We start from the raw sequence: 23,137 nt of genomic DNA, 5'->3' as shown, positions 1-23,137 counted from the left end.
GCCCCATGCGGGCCGGGGCGGGGCTAGCGGCGCCCCAGCATGGGCGCCGCGGCCTGGTCGCGCCACACATACAGGTGCACGCCCACCATGGCGATATGCCCGGCCACCAGGGCCAGCAGCAGCCAGCCCAGCCAGCCATGCAGCGCGTTGCCCAGGGCGATCAGCGACGGGATCTCGCGGCCCGAGGCCTCGAACAGCTGCATGCCGAACACCGCCAGGCCCTTGCCCCGGCCATATGAGCGCAGCATGGCGGCCAGCGGCACACAGATCATGAAAAGGTAAAGGCCGGCATGCCCCCAGCCGGCCAGGCGGCCCCATGCGCCGGCGCCGGCGGGCGGGCGCCGCCGCAAGGCGGCCAGCGCCCAAAGGGCGCGTATCGCCACCAGCGCCAGCAGCAGTACGCCCAACGGAACATGCGACTGCCAGAACCAGCGTGAGATATCCGCTTCGCGATTCCAGGCGTGCAAGGCCGAGCTGGCGAACTGCCACGCGAACAGGGCGGCCATGGCCCAGTGCAGGAAGCGGGTGACCGAACCGTAGGCCTGGGGGTTGTCGAGCCAGGGGTTGGCGGGAGTGCCGGGCATGTGAGATCTCCGTATCGAATGAATGCCTGGCGATGGTGGCGCTTTGCGCACTGGCCGGCGTTGACCCGGCGCAACCGGCCGGGCGGCCCGGGCCGGACTGAAATGCAGTGAAAGAGGATTCAGCGCCCGCCCGCGGCCACGCCCCGTTGCCCTGTTAACCGCAGCAAAAGCCCCCCTAAGCCAAACAAGATTGGCGGCAGGCCGGCGATCGTCGCAAAATCGGCAAACTTACTACTGAAGGAAGCGCCAACCATGTCCCCGTCCACGGACGCGCCGCCTGCCGGCCCAGAAAAGCACTACCACGACCAGCTGGCCCAGGGCCGGTTCCAGATCCAGCGTTGCCAGGCCTGCTCGCAGGCGGTGTTCTATCCCCGGATGATCTGCCCCCACTGCGGCTCCGGCCAGCTGGACTGGATCACGCCCTCGGGCAAGGGCACCGTGTATTCCACCACCGTGGTGCGGCGCAAGCCCGAGCATGGCGGCGACTACAACGTGGCGCTCATCGACCTGGAAGAAGGCGTGCGCATGATGTCGCGCGTGGACGGCATCGCGCCCGGCGCCGTGGCGATCGGCATGGCCGTGCAGGCCAGCGTGATCGAAGCCGGCGGCAGCAAGCTGGTGGTATTCAAGCAAACCGGAGGCCGCGCATGATCGATCCCGAACTGCGCGGCGCCGCCGCCATCGTCGGCGTGGGCCATGCCGGGCTGGGCGAAGCCCACGGCTATACCGAAATGGAAATCCTGGTGCAGGCCGCCCAGCGCGCCGTGGCCGACGCCGGTCTCACCATGCGCGATATCGACGGCCTGGCCACGGCCAGCGTGGCATCCACCATGTGGGCGATGCCGGTCATCGAACACCTGGGCATCCGTCCCACCTTCATCGACAACACCATGATAGGCGGGTCCAGCTTCGTGGCCCACCTGATGCCGGCCCTGCAGGCGCTGGCCAGCGGGCAGTGCAACGCGGTGCTGGTGTGCTACGGCAGCACCCAGCGCACATCCACGCTGAACCGCGCCGAGATCGGCAATGCGCGCCGCAAGCTCGACCCGCAGCCCTACGAAAACCCCTACAACCCGCTCAGCCCGCTCAGTTCGTACGCGCTGGCGGCCGCGCGCCACATGCACCAGTACGGCACCACGCGCGAGCAACTGGCCGAAGTGGCCGTGGCGGCCCGCAAGTGGGCGCAGCTTAACCCCGAAGCCTTCATGCGCGACCCGCTGTCCATCGAAGACGTGCTGGCCTCGCGCATGGTGTCCGACCCGCTTACCGTGCGCGACAGCTGCCTGGTCACCGATGGCGCCGGCGCCTACGTGCTGGTGCGGGCCGAGCGCGCGCGCGACCTGCCCCACCCGCCGGTCTACGTGCTGGGCAGCTCCACCGCCTGCTGGAACCGCCAGATTTCGTCGATGGACGACCTGACCGTCACCGCGGCAAAGCAGTCGGGCGCCATCGCCTTCGAGATGGCCGGCCTGCGGCCCAAGGATATCGACGTCGTGGAACTGTACGACGCCTTCACCATCAACCCCATTCTGTTCCTGGAAGACCTGGGCTTCTGCCAGAAGGGCGAAGGCGGCCCCTTCGTCAGCGGCGGCGCGCTGGCTCCCGGCGGGCGGCTGGCGGTCAACACCAACGGCGGCGGACTGTCGTGCGTGCACCCCGGCATGTACGGCATGTTCATCACCATCGAGGCGGTGCGGCAGCTGCGCGGCCAGTGCGGCGAGCGGCAGGTGGCCAACGCGCGGACCGCGCTGGTGCATGGCAACGGCGGCACGCTGTCGAGCCAGTCCACCGCCATCCTGGGCACCCAGGCCACGCTGTAGGTGTAGGCGGCCCGCCGCCGGCAAAGGAGACAACATGAGCCCGACAACCACACAGGGGCCGCGATGATCGACAAGATCAAGCCGTCGCACCGCGACGCGCTGCAGCTCATCCCGGATGGCGCCAGCATCATGATCGGCGGCTTCGGCGATGCCGGCATTCCGTTCGAGCTGATCGACACCCTGCTGGACATGGGCACCACCGGGCTGACCCTGATCAGCAACAACGCCGGCGCCGGCGAGCGGGGCATTGCCGCCCTGATCGCCGCCGGCCGCGTGCGCAAGGTGATCTGCTCGCATCCGCGCCCACCGCGGTCCGACATATTCGCCAACGCGTTCCGCGCCGGCCGGGTCGAACTGGAATGCGTGCCCCAGGGCACCCTGGCCGAACGCATGCGCGCCGCCGGCGCGGGCCTGGGCCCGTTCTACACCCCCACCGGCTATGGCACCTGGGTCGCCAAAGACAAGCAGACCTGCGTGATCGACGGCAAGGGCTACGTGCTGGAACAGCCCCTGTCGGCCGACTTCGCCCTGGTGCGCGCCCACCGGGGCGACCGCCTGGGCAACCTGACCTACCGGCTGGCCGCGCGCAATTTCAATCCCGTCATGTGCATGGCCGCGCGGCACGCCATCGCCCAGGTGGACCAGATCGTGCAGGCCGGCGACATTCCGCCGGAACAAGTCATGACGCAGGCCATCTTCGTTCAATCCGTCGTCCTGGCAGGCGCTTCCACATGACCGAGCCCTTATCCCTGAACCGCCAGCAGATCGCCCAGCTGGTGGCGCGCGACATTCCCGAGGGCGCCGCGGTCAACCTGGGCATCGGCATGCCCACCCTGGTGTCGGACTACCTGCCCGGCGACCGCGAGATCCTGCTGCACAGCGAAAACGGCATCCTGGGCATGGGCCCGGCCGCCGCCGGCGATGCCGTCGACCCGGACCTGATCAACGCCAGCCGCGTGGCCGTCACGCTGATTCCCGGCGCGTCGATCACCGAGCACACGGTCTCGTTCGCCATGATGCGCGGCGGGCACCTGGATTTTTCCATCCTGGGCGGCTTCCAGGTAGCCGCCAACGGCGACCTGGCCAACTGGATGACCGACGCGCCCGACGCCATCCCGGCCATCGGCGGGGCCATGGATCTGGCGGTGGGCGCGCGCAATGTGCTGGTCATGATGGAACACACCACCAAGGCCGGCGAACCCAAGCTGCTGCAGGCCTGCAGCTACCCGCTGACCGCGGCCGGCGTGGTGGACACGGTTTACACCAACTGGGCCATCGTCGACGTCAAGAACGGCCGCTTCGTGCTGCGCTCGATGGTGGCCGGCATGACGGTCGACGCCCTGCAGCGCAGCACCGGCGCCAAGCTGTGGGTGGAAGACGGCGTCGAGACCATCGTGCTGGACGCATCCGGGCGCGCCTGCATCCAGGCATGAAGGCGCGCCCGGCCGGCGCGCCCTATTGCCCCAGGTCCAGGTTGGCGAATACATCGGCCAGGGTCGGCACCGAGCGCGCCGGCCAGATGGCGCTGAGATCGAAGCTGGGCAGCCCGCCGCCGTCGCGCACCTCGCAAAAGCGCACGCCGCGAAAGTCCAGCGCCCGGATCCAGCTGGGCAGCAGCCCCACTCCGCAGCCGCCCGCCACGCAGGCCAGCACCGTCAAGGTGCGGTTGGCTTCCTGCGCCACCATGGGTTCCAGCCCGGCCTTGCGCAAGGCGTCCAGAATGCCGGCATAAAACACCGGCAGCTGGTTCTGCGGATACAGCACCAGGCCCGCGCGGGCGATCTGCGCCAGCGACACAGAACCGTCCGGCGCCACCTCGAACTCGTCCGGCACGGCGGCCACCAGGCGATCGCGCAGCAGCAGGCGTTCGCGCATCTGGCCGGCCACGGCCACCGGCGTGTGCATCAAGCCGATGTCGATCGCGCCGTTGGCCAGGGCCTCGGCCTGTTCGGCATTGCTCATTTCGCGCAGCACCACCCGCACCCCGGGTGCCTCGCGCCGCAGCGCGCGCAGCGCCCGCGGCAGCATGTCGAACAGCGCCGAGCTCACCAGGCCGATGACGAGCTGGCCGGCGCTGCCGCGCGCGATGTCCTGGGCGCGGCGCCCGGCGGCATCGATGCGCGCCACGCTGACGCGCACGTCCTCCAGGATGGACAGCGCCGCGGCGGTGGGCGCCGCCCCGCGCCGGCTGCGCTCGAACAGCTGCACGCCCAGTTCCCGTTCCATGCGGCCCAGCGATTGCGACAGCGCCGGCTGGGCGATGCCCAACCAGTTGGCCGCGCCGCTGACGCTGCCGTGGTCGATGACTGCCAGGAAATGGCGAAGATGCCGAGTTTCCATATCGATCCAATATGAATAATTAATTCTTCCAGCATAGATCAATATATCTCGGGCTCCTAGAATTCGGCCCATTCCCCACCAGAATGCCCGCCGCGGCCCGCCCCTTCAGGCGGCGCGCCGGCCGGCCCCGGAGACCGACAGTTTGATCCCTGACGCGCGCCCCGCCCCCGCTGCATTGGCGGTCGACACCCATGCCCACGTGTTCATGCGCGGCCTGGCCATGCAGTCGGCGCGCCGCTATACGCCGGACTACGACGCGCCGCTGGCGGGCTACCTGGGCCTGCTGGATGCCCATGGCCTGTCGCATGGCGTGCTGGTGCAGCCCAGCTTCCTGGGCGCCGACAACCGCCACCTGCTCGAGGCCCTGGCGCTGGCCGGCGGCCGCCTGCGCGGCGTCGCGGTAGTGGCGCCCGGCGCACAGCCGGACGAACTGACCGCCATGCACCGCGCCGGCGTGCGCGGCATCCGGCTGAACCTGTTCGGCCTGCCCACGCCCGGCCTGGACCAGCCCGCCTGGCAGGCGCTGCTGCACCAGGTCAACCAGTTGGGCTGGCACGTGGAAGTGCATACCCCCGCCCAGCGCCTGCGCGACGCGCTGGCGCCGCTGCTGGCGGCCGGCTGCCGCGTGGTGGTCGACCATTTCGGCCGGCCCGATCCGGCCCTGGGCGTGCGCGACCCGGGCTTTCGCTACCTGCTGGAGCAGGCCGCCAGCGGCCTGGTGTGGGTCAAGCTGTCGGCCCCCTACCGCATCTGGCCCGCCGCCGAGGGCGCCTCGCAAGGGCGCCAGGCCGCCCTGCAATTACTGGACGCTTTCAGCGCGGCCCGCCTGCTATGGGGCAGCGACTGGCCGCACACCGAGAACCGGCACCACGCCGACTACCCCCAGGCCTGCCAATGGCTGCATGACTGGGTGGCGGACGGCGCGACCCGGCGCATCATCCTGGCCGGCACCCCGTCGGCGCTATTTGGCATACAAGGAGACAAGCCATGACTATTCTGTCTTTCGTCGCGCGCCGCGCGGCGGCGATCGCCGCCGCCACGCTGCTGGCCAGTTCGGCGGCCTGGGCCGCCTATCCCGAACGGCCCATTACTCTGGTGGTGACCTACCCGCCCGGCGGCACCGTGGACATGGTGGCGCGCCTGATCGGGCCGCGGCTGGCCGACAAGCTGGGCCAGCCGGTCGTCATCGAGAACCGCGGCGGCGCGGGCGGCATGATCGGCGGCGCGGTCGTGGCCAAGGCCCAGCCCGACGGCTACACCCTGATGCTGGATGCCTCGAACCATGCGCAGAACCCGGCGCTGCACAGCAAAATGCAGTTCGACACGCTGAAGGACTTCGCGCCGGTGTCGCTGCTGCTGCGCGTGCCCAACATGCTGGTCGTTACGCCCAGCGCCCCGTTCCAGAGCGTGGCCGACGTCATCAAGCAGGGCAAGGACACTGCGCATCCGGTGTACTTCGCCTCGGCCGGCCCCGGCTCGGCGCAGCACCTGGCGGGCGCGCTGTTCAACCTGCTGGCCGGCACGCACCTGGAGCACGTGGCCTACAAGGGCGGCGGCCCGGCCATGCTGGACGTGATGGCCGGGCAAGTTCCCGTCATGTTCGCGTCGATGGGCTCGGGCTGGCAGCACGTGAAAAACGGCAAGCTGCGCGCGCTGGCCGTGGGCGGCGCCAGCCGCTCGTCCACCGCGCCCGACCTGCCCACCATCGCCGAGTCGGGCGTGCCCGGCTACGAATCATATGAGTGGAACGCCGTGTTCGCGCCGGCCGGCACGCCGCCCGCCATTCTGCAACAAGTTTCCACGGCCCTGGCCGATGTCTTGAAAGAGCCCGCCGTGGCCACCGCGCTGGCAGGCATCGGCGCCGAAACCATCGGCTCGACGCCGGCCGAGCTGGACACGTTCCGCAAAGCCGAGATCGCAAAATGGCAGAAGGTGGCGAAAGAGGCAGGGCTCACGCTGGATTGAATTGTCATTTCTTGACTCAGCCCCTGGCGCATTGCTCAGTATCATGCTGCCAGCGGCGACGCTCGAGGTCGCCGGCGTTTCAAAGGAGTTCTTATGGACCCCCTACACCCCAGGCGGGAGGGTCTTCCATGCAGTCCGGCCGAGTTGCGGGCGCAACGCACTCTGCAGGCTGCCAAGAAGCTGATGTCGCAGCCGGGCAAGATCCCGCCCGTATCGGCCGAGCAAGAACTGTTCGAGTACATGCGGCAAATGAAGCTGAAATCGTATGGTCATGCGGGGTCGCTACTCTCGACGCTGTACACAACGAGTTAGGCTCCTCACCTTATTTCCGCCGCCCTTCGGGGCGGTTTTCTTTGGGCCGCGCCGCCCCGGAATCGGGTGTAATCAGGCTTGCAGCCACCACCGAGCCCGCCCCATGCCCAGCCTGCGCGCCCAACCCATTTCCGCCGACGCTTTCGCCCCCTATGGCTGGATGCTGGGCAAGCCGTTTCCCGCCGATCCGGCCATTCCCGCCTATACCAACCCGGCCACCGATTTCTGGCGGGAACATGTGTTCGACCCGGGCCAGGACGGCGACGCGGAAATCCTGTGGGTCAACTATCGCAACACCGGCCACGTCATCGAGCTGGAAAAGCACTTGCGCACCCAGCAGGCCATCGTTCCGCTCACCGGCCCGATCATCCACATCGTCGCCCGCGGCGCCCCGGACGGCAGCCCGGACCTGGCCACGCTGGCGGCCTTCGCCGTGGCGCCCGGACAGGGCTTGTGCATGGCGCCCGGATGCTGGCACGCCACCCGGGTGGCCGCCACGCAAGCGACCTGCCTGATGCTGACCCGCCGGTCCACCACCATGGACCTGGTGGCGCATCTGAGTAGCGGGCAAAGCGCGCAGGAAAGCGCGCTGGCCGCCGTGCCGGCCATCGACTGGCATCTTTGAGGCCGCCGGCCGGCCGCGGATCAGCCGCCCGCGGCCACCTGGCGCAGCGCCTGTTCGAACACCTCGGGCGGCTGCCCGCCGGACACCAGGTATTGGTCGTTGATGATCACCGACGGCACCGATGAAATACCCAGGTCGCGCCATTTGCCCTGCGCGGCGCGCACCTCGTCGGCATAGCGGCCCGATTCCACCACCTCTCGCGCCGCGTCGGCATCCAGCCCCGCGTCGCGCGCGGCCTGCGCCAGCACATCGGCCTCGCCGGTATCCAGGTTGTCGAAATGGTAGGTTTTCAGCAGGCTGCGCTTGAGCGCGATCTGCTGCGCCTGGCCGAGCGTGCCCGCCCAATGCAGCAGCCGGTGCGCATCGAACGTGTTGTACGAGCGGCTGTCGTCGGTCTGGCGCATGGGCATGTCCACGGCCGCGGCGCGCTCGGCGATCACCTTGCGGTTTTCCTGCAGCCGCGGCTTGTCGAAGCCGTACTTCTTCATCAGCCGCTCGCCCGTGTTCTGCCCGCCCTTGGGCATGTCGGGGTTCAGCTCGAACGGCTGCATGTGGATCTCGAACCCGGCCTCGGGCCCGATGCGGTCGATGGCGGCCAGCAGCCCGCCCAGGCCCACCGCGCACCAGGGGCACGCCACGTCGGACACGAAATCGATCTTCACTTTGTTCATGGATTGCTCCGGAAAATGCGGCGGGCCTGTCCTGGCAATGCAATGCGGCCCTCGATCCGGTGAGTGTACGCCCGCCCGGCAGCCATTATGATGAACCATTGCCCATCGCCCGGAGGCACCGATGATCCGACTGGTACGCGCGCCCGACATGCTGCTTGGCCAGCATTGGGCCAATCTGCTGGAACAAGCGGGCATTGCCTGCCACATCACCGGCCAGTACCTGCAAGGAGGCGCGGGAGAAATTCCGGTGGACCAGTGCGGCCCCAACCTGTGGCTGGAAGACGAGCGCGACAGAGATGCCGCCATGCGCATCATCGAGGGGCACGCCGATGGCGGTGGCGGCGCGCGGCCCCACTGGCACTGCGATGATTGCGGCGAATGGCTGGAGCCCCAGTTCAGCACATGCTGGCAATGCGGCGCGGCGCGCCCGGCCTGATGCCAGGCGCCGCCGCCTAGACTTCGCCCAGGCGCATCAGGCGCCGGATCTCATCGCGCTTGGCGCGCAGTTCGGGCAGCAGTTCGCTTTCGATACGCTGCCGCGAATAATCTTCGTCGTTGACGGACAGCCCCAGCGACAAACTGCGCACCGGCCCGGTGAACAGCGATATGCCGATCGTGGTGACCTTGCGATCGGCGTACAGCGCAATGGACCATTCGTCTTCCGGCAGGTCCAGCGCCGAACCCAGGGCCGACTTCGGCCCCAGCGAATTACCCACGCGCAGGTTCACCACCAGGATCTTGCGGCGCTCGGATTCAGAACTGGCGCGCGCGATGATGATGGCCTCGTCCTTGCTTTTTTCGCCGATGTTCACCGTGCCCGAACAGCTGTCGGCCAGCGCCTGCAAAGACGCCTGGATCAGGTCGTTGACCCCCGTGTTCGCCAGCGCGGCGAAGCCGATTTCAAGCAATTGCGGCGTCAGCGACCACAGCGTGCCTTCTTTGCGCACATAGCCCTCGCTTTGCAGCGTGTTCAGCAGGCGCAGCACCGTCGAGTGCGGCAGATCCACCGACCGGGACAGCGCAGTCAGGGATTGCCCGGGGCCGCCGCGAAAACTGCGCAGCACGGCTAGACACCTCTGGACCGACCTATTATCATTCATTTGACCACTGTATGAAATATTTGTTCATCTAGTGAACATCATAGCCGGCTTTGCACGAGCCCGCAAGCAGATTCCGGGCTCTTCGGCGCAGATTGGGAGCACTCATGGGGTACAGAGTAGGCGTAGACATCGGGGGGTCGTTCACCGACTTCGCCGTGTTCGACGAAGACAGCGGCGAAATCAAGAGCCTGAAAGTATTCTCGCGCCCGGACCAGCCGGGCGAAGAAGTCATCGCCGGGGTGCGCATGCTGGGCGAGCGCTACGGCATCCAGCCCGGGCAGATCAGCTACTTCACGCACGGCACCACGGTGGGCATCAACACCGTCATCCAGCGCAAGGGCCTGAAGCTGGCCCTGTTCACCACCGAGAACTTCTGCGACGTTCTGGAAATGGCGCGCCTGAAAACGCCCGACATGTACCACCTGCTGTCGCGCCGCCCCGAGCCCCTGATCAAGCGCAGCATGGTCTTCGGCATTGCCGAGCGCATGGCGCCGGACGGATCCGCGCGCAAGCCGCTGGACGAAGCCAGCGTCTGCCGCGCCGTCGAGCAGGCGCGCGAGGCCGGCGCCGAAGGCATTGTCATTTCCCTGCTGCATGCCTACCGCAACCCGGCCCACGAACTGCGCGCCAAGGAAATCGTGCAATCGATCGCGCCCGGCCTGCCGGTGTCGTGCTCGAGCGAAACCTGGCCCATCATCCGCGAATACGAGCGCACGGTCACGGCCGTCATCGGCGGCTACGTGCAGCCGCGCGTCGCGCACTACCTGGGCTCGCTGCAAAGCGTCCTGAAAAACGCCGGCGTCAAGCCGGAACCGCGCCTGACCAAGTCCAATGGCGGCGTCATGACCGCCGAGCAGGGCAAGCGCGACTGCGTGCAGATGATCCTGTCGGGCACCGCCGCCGGGGTAATCGGCGCCAGCCACGTCGCCGCCACCGCGGGCGTGCCGCGCTGCCTCAGCCTGGACATCGGCGGCACCAGCGCCGACATCGCCGTCATCGTCGACGGCAAGCCGCAATATGGCGTGGGCGAGCTGATCGGCGATTTCCAGATCCACATCCCCTCGGTGTCGGTGTCGTCGGTGGGCGAAGGCGGCGGCTCCATCGCCTGGGTCGATCCGCTGGGCGTGCTGAAAGTCGGCCCCGAAAGCGCCGGCTCGCGGCCCGGGCCGGCCTGCTACCGGCGCGGCGGCACGCGCGCCACCATTACCGACGCCTTTGTCTGCTGCGGCCTGGTCGGGCATTCCGACCTGGGCTACCAGGCCGTGGCCGTGGATGCCGACGCCTCGCGCAAGGCGGTCGGCGAACTCGCCACCCGGCTCGGCCGCGGCATCGAAGAAACCGCCGAGGCCATCATCCAGATCGCCGTGTCCGGCATGTACACCGAAGTCAGCGGGCTGGTGTCGCGCTACGGCATCGACCCGCGCGAATACGCCGTGCTGGCGTTCGGCGGGGCCGGCCCCATGCTGGGCTGCTTTCTGGCGCGCGAAATCAAGGTCAAGGAAATCATCGTGCCGCCCTCGCCCGGCACGCTCAGCGCCCTGGGCGGCCTGATCGCCGACCTGAAGAGCGATTTCCTGAAAACCGTCTACGTCGACCTGAATCCGACCAACCTGCAGGCCGTGCGCGACGAATTCGCCGTACTGCGCCAGCGCGCGCAAGCGTGGCTGATGCAGGAACAGGGCCACATCGACCAGGCCGAACTGCTGTATTCCGCCGAAATGCGCTACCGCGGCCAGTCGTATGAAATCGACACCGTGCTGGACCCGGCGCACGTGGCGGACGGCGACGTGGCGGCGGTGGCCGCTGCCTTCCATGCCATGCACCGCCGCCTGTACGGGCATGCCGACGAACACGCCCCCGTGCAGATCGTGAGCCTGCGCGTGGTGATCTCGGGCAGCAGCGACAAGCCGCGCTTCCCGCGCCATGAGCTGCGCTCCGGCACGCCGCAGCCCGAGCGTTCGCTGCGCGTATGGCTGGACGGCGGCTTCCGCGAAGTCGGCCTGTTCAGCCGCACGGCGCTGCACGCCGGCCAGCAGCTGGCCGGCCCGGCGATCATCACGCAGGACGACTGCACCACGGTGATTCCCGGCGGCTATGCCTGCCGAGTCGACGAATTCGCCAACCTGCGCATCACTTCCGAAGGAGCCGAGTCGTGACCAAGACCGTCGACAATTTCCGCCTGCAGGTGCTGGCCAACCACTGCACGGCCGCGGCCGAGGCCATGGGCTACACGCTGATGCGCACGGCCTATTCCACCTTCGTGAAAGAAACCGAAGACTTCTCGGCCCAGCTGATGACGCCGTCGGGCAAGACCTTCGCTTCGCCCAAGACCTTCGGCGCCACCTGGTACACCGGCCTGGACTACGGCCGGGTGATCGCCATGTTCGACGACTACCGCGAAGGCGACATCTACCTGACCAACGACCCCTACAGCGGCTACGTGGCCACCCACACCCCCGACATGCATGTGTGGAAGCCGGTGTTCCGCGACGGCAGGCTGGTGTGCTTCGTGGGCACGCACATCCACAACACCGACATGGGCGGCGCCGTGCCCGCCTCGCTGTCGCGCACACTGACCGAAGTGCACCAGGAAGGGCTGCGCATCCCGCCCATGCTGCTGATGCGCGACGGCGTCATCGACGAAAAGCTGCTGCGCATCATGCAGGTGAACGTGCGCATGCCCGACCAGAACCACGGCGACCTCAACGCGCAGATCGCTGCCCTGAATGTGGGCGAGCGCAAAGTGCATGAAATTATCGACCGCTTCGGCGTGGAAGAATTCATGCAGGGCGCCGAATCCATTCTGGACTACGCCGAGCAGCAAACGCGCGCCCTGATACGCGACATGCCCGACGGCGAGTACGAGTTTTCCGAATACGCCGACGAAGATTCGGTGGGCGGCTATCCGTGCCGCATCCACATCACCCTGCGGGTGCGCGGCGACGAGCTGGAGCTGGACTTCACCGGCAGCGACCCGCAGGTCGCCTCGTCGCTGAACGTGCCCACCGGCGGCGACGGGCACCATTCCGTCATCACGGTAGGCCTCATCTACGTCATGCACACCCTGGCGCCGCGCAACGTGCTCAACGCCGGCTCGGTGCGGCCCATGAGCGCCGTGCTGCCCGAGGGCTCGGTGGTCAATCCGCACGCCCCCGCCGCGGTGGGCATGCGCAGCCTGATGGCCGCGGTCATCCAGGCCTGCACGTTCGGCGTATTCAACCGCGCCCTGCCCGACCGCCTGCCCGCCTGCCCGGCCGGCGGCTCGACCCTGCTCAACGTCAAGACGGCCACGCGCGAAGGCCGCCAGGTGCTGTCCTCGATCGGGCCGTGCGGCGGCGGCGCCGGCGGCGGGCCGGAATACGACGGCGTGGAAGGCTGCGGCGCGAACAACGCTTTCCTGAAAAACACCCCCGTGGAAATCAACGAAGCCGAAGTGCCCATCGAGATCATCCGCTACGGGCTGGTACCCGACACCGGCGGGGCGGGCCGGCTGCGCGGCGGCAACGCCGCCACAATGGAATTCAAGGTGCTGGCGCCCAACGGCGTGGTCACCGCGCGCAACCGCAACCGCTCGGAACTGGCGGCCTGGGGCGTGGTGGGCGGCAAGGCGGGCGCCAACTCGCGCTTTATCAAGAACCCCGATTCCGAACACCCCGAAGAACTGCGCAACAGCGACCTGGTCAATTGCGCCCCGGGCGACGTCATCCGCCTGCAGGGGCCGGCGGGCGGCGGCTACGGCCATCCGTACGAGCGCCCCGAGGAAAAAGTGCTGGATGACGTGCGCTGCGGCTTTGTATCGCCGCAGCGGGCCCGCGACGCCTACGGCGTGGTGGTGCGCGACGACCTGACGGTAGACGAGGCCGCCACGCGCGCCTTGCGCGGCGGCGAGCGCGGCAGCCAGCAGCATTTCGACTACGGTCCGGGACGGTCACGCTTCGAAAGCATCTGGACCACCCCGCGCTATGACGCCATGACGCGGATCATGGCGGCCCTGCCGGTCAGCTGGCGGCATTTCGTGAAGCACCAGATGTTCGCCGCGCTGGCCGGCACCGCGCCGCCCGCGGACGGCGGCGCGGCCGACATCGAGCGCATCTACGCGCAACTGAGCCAGCGCTATGCCGACCTGCCGCCGCTGTCATCCCTGGACGAGCGCGCAGCCGCGCGCGCCTGACCGCAACGGCGCCGCCACCCACAGGAGCCCCGCATGGCGTCTTCAGCCGATATCTTCGCGCCGGATTTCCAGCGCCGCCCTTACTGGTGGGAAGCCTACGAGCCGCCCGAGCCCGGCGAGGACACGCTGCCTGCCAGCGTCGACGTGGCCATCGTGGGCGCCGGCTACGCCGGCATCTGCTGCGCGCTGACCCTGCGCCAGGCAGGCATCGACGCGCTGGTGCTGGAAGCCGGCCGGCCCGGCCAGGGCGCCAGCACCCGGTCCGGCGGGCAGGTGTCGGGCGGCGTCAACGTGCAAAAAAAGGCGCTGGCCGCCGTGGGCGAAAGCCCCGAACAGCGCGAGCAGTTGCTGGCCGAACGGCTGCGCGATGCCGCGGCGTCCATGAGTTACGTCGAATCCCTGATCGCGGACCACGGCATCCAGTGCGGCTGGCACAAGACCGGCCGGCTGACCACCATGTGGGTGCCGCAGCACTACGAAGCCTGGAAAGACCGCATCGAACAGCTGAACGCCTGCACCGGATCGCATGCGCGGATGCTGGCGCGCGAAGAACTGGCGCCGGAAATCGGGTCGCGGGTGTACCACGGCGCCGCGCTGATCGAACGCGCCGGCCACCTGCACCCCGCGCAGCTGTACGGCGGCATGCTGCGCGCCGCGCGCGACGCCGGCGCCCGCATCCACGGCAATACGCCCGTTGCGAGCATCACGCGCCAGGCAGGCGGCTACGAACTGGCCACGCCGCGCGGCACGGTGCGGGCGCGGCAGGTGGTGATCGCCACCAACGGCTACACCGGCCCGGGCCTGGCCGGGCTGCAGCGCAAAGTGGTGCCCATCGCCACCTACATGATCGCCACCGAAGAACTGGCGCCCGGCCTTGCGGCCAGCCTGCTGCCCACCAACCGCGCCGTGTCCGAGTCGCGGCGGGTGGTCAACCACTACCGCCTGTCGCCCGACGGCCGCCGCCTGCTGTTCGGCGGCCGCGCGCGCTTCACGCCGGCCGGCGAAGAAACCACCGCGCGCCTGCTGCATCGGGCCATGCTCAAGCGCTTTCCCCAAATGGCCGGAACGCGCATCACGCACAGCTGGGGCGGCCGGGTCGCGATGACGCTGGATTCCATGCCGCATATCGGCGGATCCGACGGGCTGCACTACGCGCTGGGCTGCAACGGCAGCGGCGTGGCCATGATGAGCTACCTGGGGCACAGCGTCGGCCGCAAGATCGCCGAACAGTCCCGCGGTCCGATCAACGCTTTCGACATGGGGGAAATTCCCGGTCATCCTTTTTACTTCGGCAGTACGTGGTTTCTGTTCGCCATAGGCAGTTGGTACCAGGCGCGGGACGCCTACGACCACTGGAAGGCTCGCTGAATTCTTGCACCGTCCGATGCGGACCTGGCCCCGGGCCAGCGCCGCGACTAAGGGGTCGGACGAGGTCCTAACTACAGGAGTAATCCATGAACACGCAACGTCGCAATGCCTTGAAAGTTCTGTCCGGCCTGTGCGGGGCCGCCGCCCTGCCCCGTTTCGCGCTGGCGAAATCCGGTTCGTATCCCTCCGGGCCGGTCACGGTCGTGGTGCCCTACGGCGCGGGCGGCAGCACCGACGTCATCGCCCGCCTGCTGGTCAACGATGTATCCGAGCGCCTGGGCGGCGACTTCATCACCGAGAACAAGCCCGGCGCGGCCGGCAACATCGGCACCCGCCTGGTGGCGATTTCGCCCGCCGACGGCAAGACCCTGCTGTATTCCACCGCCACGCCGTTCTGCATCAACCCCTACGTTTACCGCACCCTGCCGTTCGACCCCGACCACGACTTCGCCGCGGTGTCGCGCACAGCCAAGCTGCCGCTGGTGCTGGTGGCCAACGCCGGCCTGGGCATCAAGACCGCCCCCGAGTTCATCGAGTACCTGCGCAAGCATCAGAAAGACTGCAGCTTCAGCTCTTACGGCGTGGGCACCTCCAGCCACATCGCCGGCGCGATCTTCACCAAGAAAATCGGCGCCCCCGGCGTGCTGCATGTTCCCTACAAAGACATGACCGCCATGTCCGACCTGGCCGCCGGCCGCAACACCTTCCACATCGACGCCTGGTCCGTGGTGGGGCCGCTGGTCAAGGCCGGCAAGCTGGTGGCGCTGGCGGTGTCCAGCAGCGAACCGCTGCCCTGGGCGCCGCAGCTGCCCACCATCGCCAGCGTCGTCAAGAGCGACTACGAAGTCGTCACCTGGCATGCGGTGTTCGCGCCGCGCAAGACGCCGGGCGACATCATCACCCTGCTGAACCGGGAATTCCAGAAGACGCTGGACAAACCCGCCGTGCAGAAAACCTATGCGGAACAGGGCTTCCTGACCTACCCGCCGGCCACGCCCGAAGAAATCGACGCCTTCGTCAAACAGGACAAGCTGCGCTGGAAAGGCTATGTCGAGGCGGCCGGCATCAAGCCGTCATGACCCACAGGCGGGGCGCCCGCGGGCGCCCGCTGATTTTCTTTCGAGACACCAGGTAGATCCGTGGATACATACGACGTAGTGGTCATCGGCGCCGGCGTCATCGGCAGCTCGGTCGCATTTCATCTTTCCCGGCTGGGCGCGAAAAACGTGCTGCTGCTCGACCGCGGCACCATCGGCGCCGGCACCACCGCCCAATCGTCCGGCATCCTGCGCACGCACTATTCCGTCAGAGAAAATGTCGAACTGGCGCGGCAATCGTGGCGGGTCTTCAACGACTTTCCCCGCTACCTGGGCGACGAAGAAGCATCCTGCGGCCTGGTCAAGTGCGGCTACCTGATCGCCGCCCCCGAAGGCGGCAAACTGGAGCCGTTGCGCGCGTCGCTGCGGCAGCAGCAGGCGCTGGGCATTCCGCTGGAGATCCTGTCGCCGGACCAGGCGCGCGAACTGCTGCCCATCGCGCGGTTCGACGACGCCGCCCTGATCGGCTTCGAACCCGAAGCCGGCTTTGCCGACGCCTATCTGGTGGCCACCAGCTTCGCGCGCGCCGCCCGCCGCGCCGGCGTCACGGTGCGCGAAAACGTCGACGTCAAGAAACTGCTGATCGACAACGGCAAAGTCACCGGGGTATCGACCGCCGCCGGCGACTTCCGCGCCGCCACCGTCATCAGCACCCAGAATATCTGGACTTCCGAACTGGCCGGCTGGACCGGCCAACAACTGCCCCTGGCGCCGGAGCGGCATGCCGTGCTGGCGCTGGAATGCGGCGCCGCCAGGTACAGCTACAGCATGCCGGTCTTCAAAGACCTGGCCTCGCCCGGCATGCTGTACTGCCGCAGCTATGGCGGCAGCCAGATGCTGGTCAGCGAAGGCACCGCGGGGCAAAGACTGGATACGGCCGAACTGGAACAGGGCGATATCCCCATGGACTACATCGCCGAGGTCGGCGCCCAGGTCGCGGAGCGCTTTCCCGCATACGAAACCGCCGGCATCGCCTCGTCATGGACGGGCGTGTACGACGTCACCCCCGACTGGAATCCGGTGCTGGGGCGGCTGCCCGGCATCGCCGGGCTGGTGGTGGGCTACGGATTCTCGGGCCACGGCTTCAAGCTGTCGCCCACCGTCGGCCGCGTACTGGCCCAGGAGGCGCTGGGACTGCCCACCGATGTATCCCTGGCGCCGTACTCCGTCGAGCGATTCCAGACCGGGGCCTTGCTGACAGGGCGATACGGAACGGGCGCCGTATCGTGATGGCCCCCGCCCCGCTTCAGTTGCTGGAGCGGCTGCGCAGCTTTGCGGATTGCGCCTGATTCAGGCGCCTGGCTTCCTCTTCGGCGTACTCTTCTTCGCCGGGCTCGTATTTGCCTTCGTACTGGCACGAACTGGGGCTCCAGGTGCATTGGTTGAACAACCGGCTCACCGTCCCGGAACTGGAACCGCCGCCGCCCGACGAACATCCCGCAGCCAGAGCAGCAAAAAACAGCGCGATTCCGCAACGACCCAACATTTGAACGGACATTTTCCTCAACCCGACAGAGATGCCAGGGCTGATGTTATCGCAAGCGCGAGCCGGCCGTGCGCGCTGGAGGGCCATACGCTGGCCCTGGCCGAGGCTGGCGGCTGGGCATGGAACTTGCCGCCGGTACGCAGCAGACTTGCCGCGCATAGGAGGAAACCATGAAAACGCAGATCAGCTTCAAGAAAACCGATGGCAACGATGGCACCGCACTGGTCAACGGCGCGATTTCAGACTTGCCGGAAGGAAAGCGTGCATTGGCAGATGCCCTGAGCCTGCCCGCGATCGAGGCGCCGGATGGCAAAGGAGAAGATATCGATTCGCGTCTGAAGCTTGGCGGGATTGATCCGCAGTCGCTGGAGTTGCATCACATTAGTGAGTAGCGAGGCTGCAAAAATCCGCGGGTCGTTGAGAGCTTTGCGCTGCGTGCTGTGGCGGGGGTGTCTATAGGTATCTCCCACCTTTACTTATTTGCGTATTTCTTTTCTACTCCCCCGGGAGCGGTCAAATGCTCTTAGAACCGGGCCCTGAAGAAACAAACAACCCAGTCCCGGACAGGTCATGCTGATCTGATTTGCCAAGATTTTTACGATAAATGTAACCAAATGAGAAAACTAATACTCTTTACTGCAATTTTGATGGTTCTCGGTGGGTGCGCCACCAAGAATTACGGTCGCCAAGGTGAGGTCACCGACTTCGAGAAACAAACGCTGACTTGCCGCGAGATTGAGCTGGAGCAGGCGAAGGTTCACGGGTACCTGGCCCATATCGAAAAAGAAAGTGAGTTCGATGCTCGATCGGTTCTTTCCTTCCTGGGGGATTTTGGTATGGGCAACGTTATGGAGAAAAACGCTGCTCTTGAGGCAGCCAACACGCGGCTTTCTCAACTTCAGACCCTTTCTGTCCAGAAAGGCTGCAGCGCCGCTATTCCTTCGCCGCCGCCTTCCGCGCTCCCCACCCCGCCGCAAGACACGCCGATATAGCCCCATCACCGGGAAGCAATTAGGCGCCGCGACACGCACGACGCTAAGCGGCCCGATCCCGGTTCCCGTCAAGATCATATAGATCGAGCATGGGTGTTCAGAAGAAACCGCCGACTTTGGTTTTCCTGTCACTGCGCTTGTAGGCCCCGTTGGCGAAGGGAAGGCAAGCCATAAATTCAGAGATACGCCGGTAGACGCACAGACAACAAAAAACCCGCGCCTCAAAGAGATTCGCGGGTTTGATGTGCTTGTGTGTACCACCTGATACTGCAACTTGGTGCGACGGCGAGACCAGAACTTCATAGACAAATTCTGGACGAAAAAGCAAAAATATACTTAAAAATCTACTCAAAAAAATTGGATTCAACTGGAAGTGCATGGACATCACTGGCCACACAAGATGACTTGTTGGCCTACATGCCTCTAGCAAAGGGACATTCATATCGTTGCAGGAAAGCCGCATACAACCTAGGTTTCGGGAACTCCATCAGCTACGGACCAACAACAGTACCAACGAATGTCTTGGATTCGGGTGGATTGTCTTGCACTGCCTTAGACACTTTCCACTTTAGCCCCCAGCATCAACTTCCGCCATCGTCTCTGGAAGGAGGTTGGCCTTGACGACATGAACCCGCCGAAAAACGGGCACCATGCGAGCCAGCCGGGCCATACAGGCTGCTGCGGCTCGCCATGGCGGGCTCAATTGAGACCTGAACTAGGCCCTACTTCGCAATCAGGATGATCATTCCAATCGCATACCCCGCAGCTAGAGTAATAGCTCCCATCTGGAGAGATAACGGCGTCGAAGTGCGTTCGAACGTCACGGGACTTGCATACTGGGCAGCTACCAATGCGGTCAGAGCGCCCACCCTCCAGAACTTGGATGTAATGCCCAACGATAGTTTGACATGAACGGAGAGCAATGGATGACGACGTCTTCGTAGCACTTCGCGTGTGCGTAAGCCAGTTCGCGAGTTGCCATGTCTCTTTCGCGATGTTCTTCAAATGCTGTCTCAACTCCTTGCTGCTACCCCCGGAGCACAACTCGTTCATGAGCAAGTCAGACCATCCAATGAAGTTGGCGTCCTGTGGCCTGTCAATGCCTTCTGCGATGGAGACTCGACGGCGCATGCCAGCCACGAGAGAGATGAGGCTTTCACGAAGGAGCATTCCTACGGCTTGAAAGTCTTCAACTTCGACAGCCGCATCGTGATGCTCCTCGGCTTGATCCATGCGACGCAGGACTTCATCAAAGGGAGTTGGCTCTGCCGGGTTGATCTGCCCCGATCTGCTACGCATGCGCGCCATCAGCCCAATATGAAATGAAAGTGTGTAGTCAAGACTGGGGAAGTACTTCTGGGAATAGAGATTCGTCAAATTCGTGATCACCCACCATCGATCCTTATTGGTAGTGACATCCCAGATATCATGGACGTCGCCCAACACAATCTCACGCTTGACACGCTCAACGTGTTGGACTTCCTCATCCGGCGCCTGCCCTTCGACATAGCTAGCAATGTCATGCTCGGCGTGGGGATCACGGTCAACGCTATATCGCCCAAGTTGGCTGGCGGGGACTGGATGGTCATGAACAACGCACTCGCTAGGTTGTTTCTCGGGATCTGTGACGGGCATCTCTAAGGTCTCATTACCAAGTTGCGTTGCACTTAAAGGTCTTCACCGGGCTCGCTTGGCAGACCTCGCTGGGAAATGGCATCTTCCTTTCTTTCTACCGCAAGAACTAGTCTGTAATTAAGCTCAGCGCGGTTGTCCGAAAAGTGAACAGCCCGGTGGCAATTGGGACAGATAGCTGCCACATTTTCTGGCAAATCTGGACCATCGTCAGCTAGACGCTTGAGATGATGAACCTCCAGGTAAGGTATGCCGCCTTCGCAAGTAAACGGTGCTTGAGATTGGCAGAGTTCGCAAATCCCGTTCGCGCGCATCAATGCATAACGGCGTACAGTTGCGCTGCGTTTCCTGTATTCGACCAATCCGAGACTTGAAGTGGAGGATCCAGATAGTCGCGTATCCAGCTGGCGCCGCAGTCCAACAAGGCTGGCGTGGCTCGCTTGATCCAAGAACCGCGGCACTTCTTCGGGATGATGCCCCTCAATTGCTCGGACTAGATGGAAGCTCAGCAGGCGATCCCCTTTCCGAGGCCCAGAGCTAGGGACTACGATATCCATGAAGGCAATGTTGAAGCTTCCCTGGAACGTGAATAATTTCCCATAGCTCCTATTGAGGGCGACCTCCTTAGCAGTAGGCTCCCTTGTCGTGAACAACAAGACGGATCTATCGCCAGCGGCCAGCCTTGAATTGGCTGCATTATCGATACGCTGATCTCCCTGCCCCCCTTGCCCGAAATAGAGCCATCCCCCATCGTGAGTGGGATGATCGAAATAGCCAGCCTTCTTGCCATGCCTCCCGCCAGATGTACAGATGATGCATCCCGGTTCCAACGGTCCCCAAATCACGCCCGTTTGCATTTGCTTGCTGCCCACGTAGTCGAGCAGCTCTTGCCTGCGGTATTCGCTCCCTACGGAAAAATAATGTGTGTCCAATCAATGCCTCGTTCATTATTGCCGAGTATCTTCGCTTCGGAAGACCATGGATATGACCACGACCGGTCTGGTCGATTCAGTCCATATGCGGCGCCCTTATCTGGCTCGCAAGCATCTCTCCCGTCATCGCAGCCTTGGTCCTTGTAGAGAGCTCGCATTCCCATGCCACTAGTACACGCCACCCCAGCACAGTGAGTTGCTCGGCTACCCGCCGATCTCTTTCCACATTCTTGTCGAATTTTTCAAGCCAAAATGATGTGTTGCTCTTGGGTGTAGTCGCTATGCTGCATCCTGCATGTCTATGCCAGAAGCAACCATGGACAAACACCACGGTCTTGTAGCGCGGAAAGATAAGGTCAGGTTTTCCAGGGAGGCCGGCCACATGAAGCCGAAATCGCAGTCCCAAACGATGCAGCTCCCTGCGCAGCGCGAGCTCTGGTTCCGTGTCCTTTCCTCGGATACGGGCCATTCTTTCTGAGCGTTCGAGCGGTGATAAGAAATCTGTCATATCGGACGACTCATGTCGCGGGTGGAAGCGAACACAGCCAAGGTGAGACATTTGGACTGCAAATGTGTACAGTTGTTGCCATCGATTCGCTAGATCATGCAGAATTCAATGGGTCTTGTGTCGAGCGATGTCACCGGTATTGTGGCTCAATCCAGAAGGTACCGCTGCGGCTAGGGCAAAAAAACAAAGCAAAACAACGAGTTGGCGATTGAATTAATTGAGAATGGATAAAGAAAAATACAGCTATATCGATCTTTTTTCCGGTTGTGGAGGACTTTCGCTAGGCCTAACCATGGCCAATTTGCAAGGGAAATTCGCGATCGAGAAAGACTCGATGGCCTTCGAGACGTTCTCGGCCAATTTCCTAAGTGATCGGAAGCTCCCTATAGAAAAGTTCCAATGGCCGGAGTGGCTTGAGCAGCGAGCATGGGGAATCGACGAATTGCTTGCCAAACATCTGGGCGAGCTAAAAGGCTTGGCGAAGCAGATCGACATCCTTGCAGGTGGCCCTCCGTGCCAAGGATTCAGTTTTGCTGGCCGAAGGAATGGCGACGACCCTCGCAATCAGCTTTTCACGAAGTATGTCGAGGTAGTAGATGCTGTGAGGCCGAAGATACTGGTCCTCGAGAATGTCCCCGGCATGAGGATTGCCCATTGGGCGCAGGAGGGGAAGGATGGCTCGAAGGTCAAGCATTCTGAATCGTATTATGAAAAGCTCAGGCTGAGCCTAGAGGCCATCGGGTACGAGGTTCACGGGGAGATTCTTGATGCTGCGCGTTTTGGCGTACCCCAACGGCGGGCACGGCTAATTGCCGTGGGAGTCAGGTCGGATGTCTCTGGCTGTTTGAATGGTGGGAAGAAGCGCTTTTTCTCCTTGATTGAGGAGATTCGAGAACAGCAACTGAAGGACCTGAAGCTCGGCAGGACCGTTTCAGCACACGAGGCAATTGATGATCTAAGGACTCGTCGTCGTTGGAGCAAACTCAAGGAATGCACGGATCCGAGGTCAAAATCTGGCTTCCAAGAGGTAGTCTATACCGGGCCAGACAGTTCATACCAACGGCTTATGCACAGATTTTGCAGATCGGACGCCATGGATAGCATGCGATTGGCAAACCATTCCATAGAAGTCGCAGGCCGTTTCGAGAGAATCATCGAAGAATGCCGAAAGGGCGTCCGAATGGATGAAGATAGCCGAAAGAAATTCCGGCTCAAGAAGCATCGGATATTTCCCATGTCCGGCAATGAGCCAGCGCCTACGATAACGACCCTTCCAGACGATGTATTGCACTATGCGGAACCGAGAATCCTGACGGTCCGCGAGAGCGCCCGACTCCAGAGTTTCCCGGATTGGTTTCGATTCAAAGGGAAATTCACAACGGGTGGAGCCTCCAGAACAAAGGAATGCCCAAGGTATACCCAAGTAGGTAACGCAGTTCCCCCTCTTCTTGCCCGCGCGATTGGCCTAGCAATCAAGCAAATCCTCGATGAAATCCACGGGCGGTCTTGAGTACATGCTTGTGCACGAGGAGGG

Annotated in this window: 25 protein-coding genes; 18 read left to right on the top strand and 7 right to left on the bottom strand. The window is 64.5% G+C overall.

All coding sequences use genetic code 11. The annotated features are described in order from the left end of the window. Positions 1 to 23: 23 nt before the first annotated feature. Complete coding sequence (locus J2P76_RS07970) at positions 24 to 584, bottom strand: cytochrome b (protein WP_207405997.1); 561 nt, start codon at positions 582 to 584, stop codon at positions 24 to 26. A 252-nt stretch (positions 585 to 836) separates the two neighbouring features. Between J2P76_RS07970 and J2P76_RS07965 the strand changes: the two genes are divergently transcribed. The 4 genes from J2P76_RS07965 (at position 837) to J2P76_RS07950 (ending at position 3,837) form a co-directional block, all read left to right on the top strand. Continuing rightward, the gene (locus tag J2P76_RS07965; RefSeq protein ID WP_207405995.1) at positions 837 to 1,235 is read left to right on the top strand and encodes a Zn-ribbon domain-containing OB-fold protein; all 399 of its coding nucleotides are present in this window, start codon (positions 837 to 839) and stop codon (positions 1,233 to 1,235) included. Further along, positions 1,232 to 2,404, top strand: a complete 1,173-nt coding sequence (locus tag J2P76_RS07960) for a thiolase (RefSeq protein WP_207405993.1) — start codon at positions 1,232 to 1,234, stop codon at positions 2,402 to 2,404. Before J2P76_RS07965 ends, J2P76_RS07960 begins: the two co-directional genes overlap by 4 nt. A 63-nt stretch (positions 2,405 to 2,467) precedes the next feature. Next, positions 2,468 to 3,139 carry a 3-oxoacid CoA-transferase subunit A gene (locus tag J2P76_RS07955; protein WP_207405990.1) on the top strand — a complete coding sequence of 224 codons (672 nt, stop codon included), beginning with the start codon at positions 2,468 to 2,470 and terminating at the stop codon, positions 3,137 to 3,139. After that, positions 3,136 to 3,837: a 3-oxoacid CoA-transferase subunit B gene (locus J2P76_RS07950; protein ID WP_207405988.1), complete on the top strand. Its 702-nt coding sequence runs from the start codon at positions 3,136 to 3,138 to the stop codon at positions 3,835 to 3,837. The genes J2P76_RS07955 and J2P76_RS07950 overlap by 4 nt, the downstream gene beginning before the upstream one ends. Before the next feature lie 22 nt (positions 3,838 to 3,859). Here the strand turns inward: J2P76_RS07950 and J2P76_RS07945 are convergent, their stop codons facing one another. Then, the gene (locus J2P76_RS07945) at positions 3,860 to 4,744 is read right to left on the bottom strand and encodes a LysR family transcriptional regulator (protein WP_207405986.1); all 885 of its coding nucleotides are present in this window, start codon (positions 4,742 to 4,744) and stop codon (positions 3,860 to 3,862) included. Positions 4,745 to 4,889: 145 nt separating this feature from the next. Here J2P76_RS07945 and J2P76_RS07940 point away from each other — a divergent pair, with 145 nt between their 5' ends. From J2P76_RS07940 to J2P76_RS07930, 3 genes are all read left to right on the top strand, one after another. Continuing rightward, a complete protein-coding gene (locus J2P76_RS07940; protein WP_431603417.1) occupies positions 4,890 to 5,735 on the top strand; it encodes an amidohydrolase family protein in 846 nt (281 codons plus the stop codon). Further along, positions 5,732 to 6,709 (top strand): tripartite tricarboxylate transporter substrate binding protein, encoded by a 978-nt coding sequence (locus J2P76_RS07935; RefSeq protein WP_207405983.1) that lies wholly within the window; start codon positions 5,732 to 5,734, stop codon positions 6,707 to 6,709. Before J2P76_RS07940 ends, J2P76_RS07935 begins: the two co-directional genes overlap by 4 nt. 415 nt (positions 6,710 to 7,124) lie before the next feature. Continuing rightward, positions 7,125 to 7,646, top strand: a complete 522-nt coding sequence (locus J2P76_RS07930) for an ureidoglycolate lyase (protein ID WP_207405981.1) — start codon at positions 7,125 to 7,127, stop codon at positions 7,644 to 7,646. Between the two features lie 20 nt (positions 7,647 to 7,666). Here the strand turns inward: J2P76_RS07930 and J2P76_RS07925 are convergent, their stop codons facing one another. Next, the gene (locus J2P76_RS07925) at positions 7,667 to 8,317 is read right to left on the bottom strand and encodes a DsbA family oxidoreductase (protein ID WP_207405979.1); all 651 of its coding nucleotides are present in this window, start codon (positions 8,315 to 8,317) and stop codon (positions 7,667 to 7,669) included. 121 nt (positions 8,318 to 8,438) lie between these two features. Here J2P76_RS07925 and J2P76_RS07920 point away from each other — a divergent pair, with 121 nt between their 5' ends. Further along, complete coding sequence (locus J2P76_RS07920) at positions 8,439 to 8,753, top strand: DUF2007 domain-containing protein (protein ID WP_207405977.1); 315 nt, start codon at positions 8,439 to 8,441, stop codon at positions 8,751 to 8,753. Positions 8,754 to 8,769: 16 nt separating this feature from the next. Here J2P76_RS07920 and J2P76_RS07915 read toward each other — a convergent pair whose 3' ends face one another. Further along, entirely contained in the window at positions 8,770 to 9,417 is a 648-nt protein-coding gene (locus tag J2P76_RS07915; protein ID WP_207405975.1) for a helix-turn-helix domain-containing protein, read from the bottom strand. A gap of 104 nt (positions 9,418 to 9,521) precedes the next feature. Between J2P76_RS07915 and J2P76_RS07910 the strand changes: the two genes are divergently transcribed. The 5 genes from J2P76_RS07910 (at position 9,522) to J2P76_RS07890 (ending at position 17,283) form a co-directional block, all read left to right on the top strand. Further along, positions 9,522 to 11,573 (top strand): hydantoinase/oxoprolinase family protein, encoded by a 2,052-nt coding sequence (locus tag J2P76_RS07910; RefSeq protein ID WP_207405972.1) that lies wholly within the window; start codon positions 9,522 to 9,524, stop codon positions 11,571 to 11,573. Next, a complete protein-coding gene (locus tag J2P76_RS07905) occupies positions 11,570 to 13,588 on the top strand; it encodes a hydantoinase B/oxoprolinase family protein (RefSeq protein ID WP_207405970.1) in 2,019 nt (672 codons plus the stop codon). Before J2P76_RS07910 ends, J2P76_RS07905 begins: the two co-directional genes overlap by 4 nt. Before the next feature lie 33 nt (positions 13,589 to 13,621). Then, entirely contained in the window at positions 13,622 to 14,956 is a 1,335-nt protein-coding gene (locus J2P76_RS07900) for an NAD(P)/FAD-dependent oxidoreductase (protein ID WP_207405968.1), read from the top strand. 86 nt (positions 14,957 to 15,042) lie between these two features. Beyond that, positions 15,043 to 16,035, top strand: a complete 993-nt coding sequence (locus J2P76_RS07895; RefSeq protein WP_207405966.1) for a Bug family tripartite tricarboxylate transporter substrate binding protein — start codon at positions 15,043 to 15,045, stop codon at positions 16,033 to 16,035. A 60-nt stretch (positions 16,036 to 16,095) separates the two neighbouring features. Further along, on the top strand, positions 16,096 to 17,283 hold the full coding sequence (locus J2P76_RS07890; protein ID WP_207405964.1) for an FAD-dependent oxidoreductase: 1,188 nt from the start codon (positions 16,096 to 16,098) through the stop codon (positions 17,281 to 17,283). A gap of 16 nt (positions 17,284 to 17,299) precedes the next feature. On the opposite strand, the gene J2P76_RS07885 is transcribed toward J2P76_RS07890, so the two are convergent. Continuing rightward, a complete protein-coding gene (locus J2P76_RS07885; protein ID WP_207405963.1) occupies positions 17,300 to 17,551 on the bottom strand; it encodes a hypothetical protein in 252 nt (83 codons plus the stop codon). Between the two features lie 158 nt (positions 17,552 to 17,709). On the opposite strand from J2P76_RS07885, the gene J2P76_RS07880 reads away from it, so the two are divergent. The 4 genes from J2P76_RS07880 (at position 17,710) to J2P76_RS07865 (ending at position 20,172) form a co-directional block, all read left to right on the top strand. After that, a complete protein-coding gene (locus tag J2P76_RS07880) occupies positions 17,710 to 17,931 on the top strand; it encodes a hypothetical protein (RefSeq protein WP_207405961.1) in 222 nt (73 codons plus the stop codon). Between the two features lie 222 nt (positions 17,932 to 18,153). Continuing rightward, on the top strand, positions 18,154 to 18,531 hold the full coding sequence (locus J2P76_RS07875; protein ID WP_207405959.1) for a hypothetical protein: 378 nt from the start codon (positions 18,154 to 18,156) through the stop codon (positions 18,529 to 18,531). Positions 18,532 to 19,536: 1,005 nt separating this feature from the next. Next, on the top strand, positions 19,537 to 19,857 hold the full coding sequence (locus J2P76_RS07870) for a hypothetical protein (RefSeq protein WP_207405957.1): 321 nt from the start codon (positions 19,537 to 19,539) through the stop codon (positions 19,855 to 19,857). A gap of 102 nt (positions 19,858 to 19,959) precedes the next feature. Beyond that, on the top strand, positions 19,960 to 20,172 hold the full coding sequence (locus tag J2P76_RS07865; protein ID WP_207405955.1) for a hypothetical protein: 213 nt from the start codon (positions 19,960 to 19,962) through the stop codon (positions 20,170 to 20,172). A 26-nt stretch (positions 20,173 to 20,198) separates the two neighbouring features. On the opposite strand, the gene J2P76_RS07860 is transcribed toward J2P76_RS07865, so the two are convergent. Further along, a complete protein-coding gene (locus J2P76_RS07860; RefSeq protein WP_207405953.1) occupies positions 20,199 to 21,095 on the bottom strand; it encodes an HNH endonuclease in 897 nt (298 codons plus the stop codon). Between the two features lie 76 nt (positions 21,096 to 21,171). Further along, entirely contained in the window at positions 21,172 to 21,603 is a 432-nt protein-coding gene (locus J2P76_RS07855) for a very short patch repair endonuclease (RefSeq protein WP_207405951.1), read from the bottom strand. A gap of 223 nt (positions 21,604 to 21,826) precedes the next feature. Between J2P76_RS07855 and J2P76_RS07850 the strand changes: the two genes are divergently transcribed. Continuing rightward, positions 21,827 to 23,113: a DNA cytosine methyltransferase gene (locus J2P76_RS07850; protein WP_207405949.1), complete on the top strand. Its 1,287-nt coding sequence runs from the start codon at positions 21,827 to 21,829 to the stop codon at positions 23,111 to 23,113. The last annotated feature ends 24 nt before the right edge of the window (positions 23,114 to 23,137 follow it).

The organism is Bordetella petrii, assembly GCF_017356245.1.
Taxonomy (GTDB): Bacteria; Pseudomonadota; Gammaproteobacteria; order Burkholderiales; family Burkholderiaceae_B; genus Bordetella_A; species Bordetella_A petrii_D.
The sequence above is the reverse complement of the archived record's forward strand: the minus strand, read 5'-3'. Positions and strand labels throughout refer to the sequence as shown.